The 4427-nt window shown below is 66.1% G+C and carries 4 protein-coding genes; 3 read left to right on the top strand and 1 reads right to left on the bottom strand.

Annotated elements, in window-relative coordinates:
* On the bottom strand, positions 1–585 hold a 585-nt coding region (locus AC2VOG_RS02250; RefSeq protein ID WP_486938287.1), incomplete at its 3' end, for an MMPL family transporter.
* 269 nt (positions 586–854) lie between these two features.
* Between AC2VOG_RS02250 and AC2VOG_RS02255 the strand changes: the two genes are divergently transcribed.
* The 3 genes from AC2VOG_RS02255 to AC2VOG_RS02265 all read left to right on the top strand — a co-directional run.
* Positions 855–2492, top strand: coding sequence for a pyruvate, phosphate dikinase (locus tag AC2VOG_RS02255; protein WP_486938288.1), 1638 nt, complete (start codon positions 855–857; stop codon positions 2490–2492).
* The gene (locus tag AC2VOG_RS02260) at positions 2489–3094 is read left to right on the top strand and encodes a MarR family transcriptional regulator (protein ID WP_486938289.1); all 606 of its coding nucleotides are present in this window, start codon (positions 2489–2491) and stop codon (positions 3092–3094) included. Before AC2VOG_RS02255 ends, AC2VOG_RS02260 begins: the two co-directional genes overlap by 4 nt.
* Before the next feature lie 120 nt (positions 3095–3214).
* Positions 3215–4427, top strand: a 1213-nt coding sequence (locus AC2VOG_RS02265) for a catalase (protein ID WP_486938290.1), incomplete at its 3' end; no start/stop codon positions are given.

Here is a 4427-nt window from a genome sequence, read left to right on the forward strand (position 1 = left end):
GCCCGCGACGAGGCTTCCCACAACGGTCGCGGTCCGGTCGGCCAACGCGATGACGGTGAGTGGCACTAGCCACAACACCGGCGACCGGTAGGTGACGACAAGAAGTAGCGCGACCACCATCGCGGTCACCACCAGCAGTGTGACATTCGCGCCGGAGAACGCGTTGGCGATGTCGGCGCCGAACGCGGGCCCGCCGGTGACGTGCACGACCAGGTCCGACGGCAGCCCGGAGGCGGCGGCCGCACGTACTGCCTTGACCGCGTCGGTGAGGTCGAATCCAGACAGCCGCGAGCTCACCGAAATCGTGGCCAGTGCGGCTTTGCCGTCGGCCGACGTCACGACCGGCGACGAGGCGCCGGCACGTGCTTGTGGAAGGCGTTCCGCCCGGGTCCGCGCGTCGGCGGCCGCTCTCACATCGTCAGGGGTCAGCGGCGAGGCATCGCGGCGCGTGACGACCAGGATCGCCGAGGCCCGATCTCCGCCGGGAAACTGCTTCAGCGCGGCAGCGGCTTTTGCCGAATCCGACGCGGCGGGCACCGAGACCGGCGACTGGCTGGAACTGCCCGCGTCGCTGCTCACCGCCATCGATGCACCTGACGCCAACACGATCGCAAGGGCCAATAGCCAGGCCAGGCGACCTGTTACGACGTCAGCGAGCCGCTGCCACACCATTGCCACGACCGTTTCACTCAGAATTTTCGGGACTGCCCGCTGCGCGAGTGTGATGAGCTTAGCGAGGACTGCGACGGTTGCCGGGCGCGTCTGGATCGATGCGTCTGGACCGATGCGGCTGGCGTAACGTCTACCTGCTCGGGCTTGCACCCGAGGCACCGAGGTCGAGCGACAGGAGAGTCATGTGTCATGGCGCGCCGGGCGGCGCGGTGTCTGACAGCGTGGCTGACTTCAATGCACCGCCGGTTGTTCGGCTGACCGGTGATTCCGGGCAGCCGCGAGAGTTGCTGGGCAACAAGGCGTACGGCCTTGAAGCGATGCGTGCCGACGGGTTGCCGGTGCCGCCGGCTTTTTGCCTTACCACCGAAGTTGGCGCGCGGTTCTTGGCAGACCCCGGCCGCACGCTCGACGCGATATGGGAGCAGGTCGTCAGCGCGGTGGGATGGCTGCAGCAGCAGACCGGGCGTTCCTTCAACCGTGGCCCGCAGCCATTGCTGGTGAGTGTGCGCAGCGGTGCCGCGGCCTCGGCGCCGGGCATGCTGGACACGATTTTGAACGTCGGCGTCACCGGGGAAGTGCATGAGGTGCTGACGGCGGGTGCCGGTGCAGATTTCGCTGACGACACCCGGCGGCGGTTACACGACATGTATCGACGAATCGTGTTGAGCGACAACGACGGCGTGGTTCCCGACGACGCCTATGACCAGCTGCGCGGCGCCATCGCGGCGGTGTTTCGGTCGTGGAACTCGCCGCGCGCCAAGGCCTATCGGCGACACCACCGCCGGGATGACGCCGGCGGTACCGCCGCGGTAGTGCAAGCGATGGTGTTCGGAAACCTGGGTGCCTCCTCGGGCGCCGGTGTGGTGTTTTCGCGCAACCCCATCACCGGCGCCGACGACCCGGTCGGGGAGTGGCTCGCCGGCGGACAGGGCGACGCGGTGGTGTCGGGATCCGTCGACTGCGAGCCGCTATCGATGTTGCGCGACCAACAACCTGCGGTCTATCAGCAGCTGCTGGCAGCGGCCCGTCGTCTCGAGCACCGCGAACGCGATGTGCAAGACGTCGAATTCACCGTCGAGCAGGGTCGGCTGTGGCTCCTGCAAACGCGCAGCGCCAAGCTCTCTGCATCGGCGGAAGTCACACTGGCGCTGCGGTTTCGCGCCGAGGGGCGCATCGATGACGTCGAGGTGCTGCGCCGAGTGACGCCGGCTCACATCGAGACACTGTTGCTGCCGTTCCCCGAACCTGAGGCCAGAGTTGCCGCGCCCCTGCTGGCCCGGGGTTTGCCGGCCTGTCCCGGATTCGCGACCGGCCGGGCCTACGCCGACGTCGACGCCGCCGTCGACGCCGCCGACCGGGGCGAGGACGTCATCCTGGTGCGAGCCTCGACTAGCCCCGAGGATGTCAGCGGCATGGTGGCGGCCCGCGGCGTCGTGACGGAGGTGGGTGGCGTCACGTCCCATGCGGCGGTCGTCAGCCGGGAGCTCGGTCGCCCGGCCGTCGTTGGCTGCGGCGCGGGTGTCGTTGCCGCACTTGACCGCAAGCTGGTCACCGTCGACGGAACGGCCGGCGAGGTCAGGGCGGGCGCGCTGCCGTTCACCGCGTGGTCGGAGCGCGACTCGGCTGAGTTGGCCGAGCTCGCCGATATCGCACGAAGCGTCAGCCCACTGCGGGCCCACCACAACGGGCCATACGTTCGGCTTGAGGACACCACACCTTCGGCAGTGCAGTCGGCTATCGACGCCGGACACACCGATGTGGTGTCGAAGCATCCGCTGATCACCATGTTGACCGCACTTCACGCCGGGAACTGGCCATGATGGAGCTCAAGGTCTTGCAAGCGGTGCGGCTGAAAGGACGTGTGACTCTCGACGATGTGGCTACCGGTGTCGACGAAGACCGAGCTGCTGTCGCCGAGGCTGTCACCCACCTGCGCCACGGGGACCTGCTGCGGGCTGATTCGACGCTGCGGTTGACCCCGGCCGGGCGTGCTCGGCTGGAAGCGCTGCTCGCGGCGGAACGTCAGTCGATCGATCGGGATGCGATCGCGGCTGCCTATCAGCAATTCCGTCAGGTGAACCGGGTTTTCAAAGCCTTGGTCACCGATTGGCAACTCCGTGACGGCCAGCCCAATGCGCACGACGATCCCGGTTACGACGCCGCGGTGCTGGCACGATTGGTTGACGTCCATCAGCGCGTCGTTCCGGTGATTTCAACAGCAGCACAGCAGATCCCACGGCTGGCGGGATATGCGCGCAAACTGGCTGCCGCTTACGCCAAAGTGCAGCAGGGTGACACCGCCTGGCTGACCCGTCCGCTCGTCGACTCTTACCACACGGTGTGGTTCGAACTGCACGAAGAACTCATCGGCGCAGCCGGGTTGACGCGCGAGGCAGAGGCCGAGGCCGGGCACGGGGGCTAGCGCAGCTTTACACGACGCGCGGATTCGGGGCGGCGATGGCTACTTATCGGCCTGAGTGGGTACTCACTTCCTGGAGGCTGCCCGCAGCGCCAAGGCGGCCCGCTGATCAGGAGGTACTTCATGACTGAGCGCTACACCACCACCGATGGCGGTGCGCCGGCTCCCAGCGACGAACTGTCGCTGACCGTCGGCCCAGACGGCCCGCTTCTGCTCCAGGATCACTACCTGATCGAGCAGATGGCCCAGTTCAACCGCGAGCGCATCCCGGAGCGCCAGCCCCACGCCAAGGGCGGCGGCGCGTTCGGACACTTCGAGGTGACCCATGACGTCAGCAAATACACCCGGGCAGCGGTGTTCCAGCCGGGCACCAAGACCGAAACCTTGATCCGGTTTTCCACCGTCGCCGGCGAGCGAGGAAGCCCAGACACCTGGCGCGACCCGCGCGGATTTTCGCTGAAGTTCTATACATCCGAGGGCAACTTCGACATGGTCGGTAACAACACGCCGGTCTTCTTCATGCGGGACCCGATGAAGTTCCAACACTTCATTCGTTCTCAAAAGCGCATGCAGGCAACGAACATGCGCGACCACAACATGCAATGGGACTTCTGGACCTTGTCGCCGGAGTCGGCGCACCAGGTGACCTGGTTGATGGGCGACCGCGGGATTCCCAAGAATTGGCGGCACATGAACGGCTACAGCAGCCATACCTACAGCTGGATCAACGCCGCCAAGGAGATCTACTGGGTGAAGTACCACTTCATCAGCGACCAGGGCATCGATTTCCTGACTCAGGAGGATGCCGATCGGCTCGCCGGCGAAGACGGTGACTACCACCAGCGCGACCTCTACGACGCGATCGAGCGTGGCAACTTCCCGAGCTGGACGCTCAAGATGCAGATCATGCCGTTCGAGGAGGCCAAGACCTATCGGTTCAACCCCTTCGATCTGACCAAGGTGTGGCCGCACAGTGACTATCCGCTGATCGACGTCGGCAAGCTGACGCTGGACCGCAACGTCACCGACCATCACACCGAGATCGAGCAGGCCGCGTTCGAGCCGAACAACATGGTGCCCGGCACCGGCCTGAGCCCGGACAAGATGCTGTTGGCCCGTGGCTTCTCCTATGCCGATGCGCACCGCGCCCGACTGGGGACCAACTACAAGCAGATCCCGGTCAACTCGCCGCACGTGGACGTCGACAGCTACTCCAAAGACGGGGCGATGCGGATGAAAAACGTCTCCGACCCGGTGTATGCGCCCAACTCCTACGGTGGTCCGCATGCCGATCCGGCGCGTGCCGCCGAGATCCGCTGGCAGGCCGACGGCGACA

Source organism: Mycobacterium sp. TH-M11, assembly GCF_057473725.1.

What these genes read in the sequence shown, in the direction of transcription:
- AC2VOG_RS02260 (WP_486938289.1), top strand. Translation starts at nt 2,489, where the DNA reads ATGATGGAGCTCAAGGTCTTGCAAGCGGTGCGGCTGAAAGGACGTGTG.
- AC2VOG_RS02255 (WP_486938288.1), top strand. Translation starts at nt 855, where the DNA reads ATGTGTCATGGCGCGCCGGGCGGCGCGGTGTCTGACAGCGTGGCTGAC.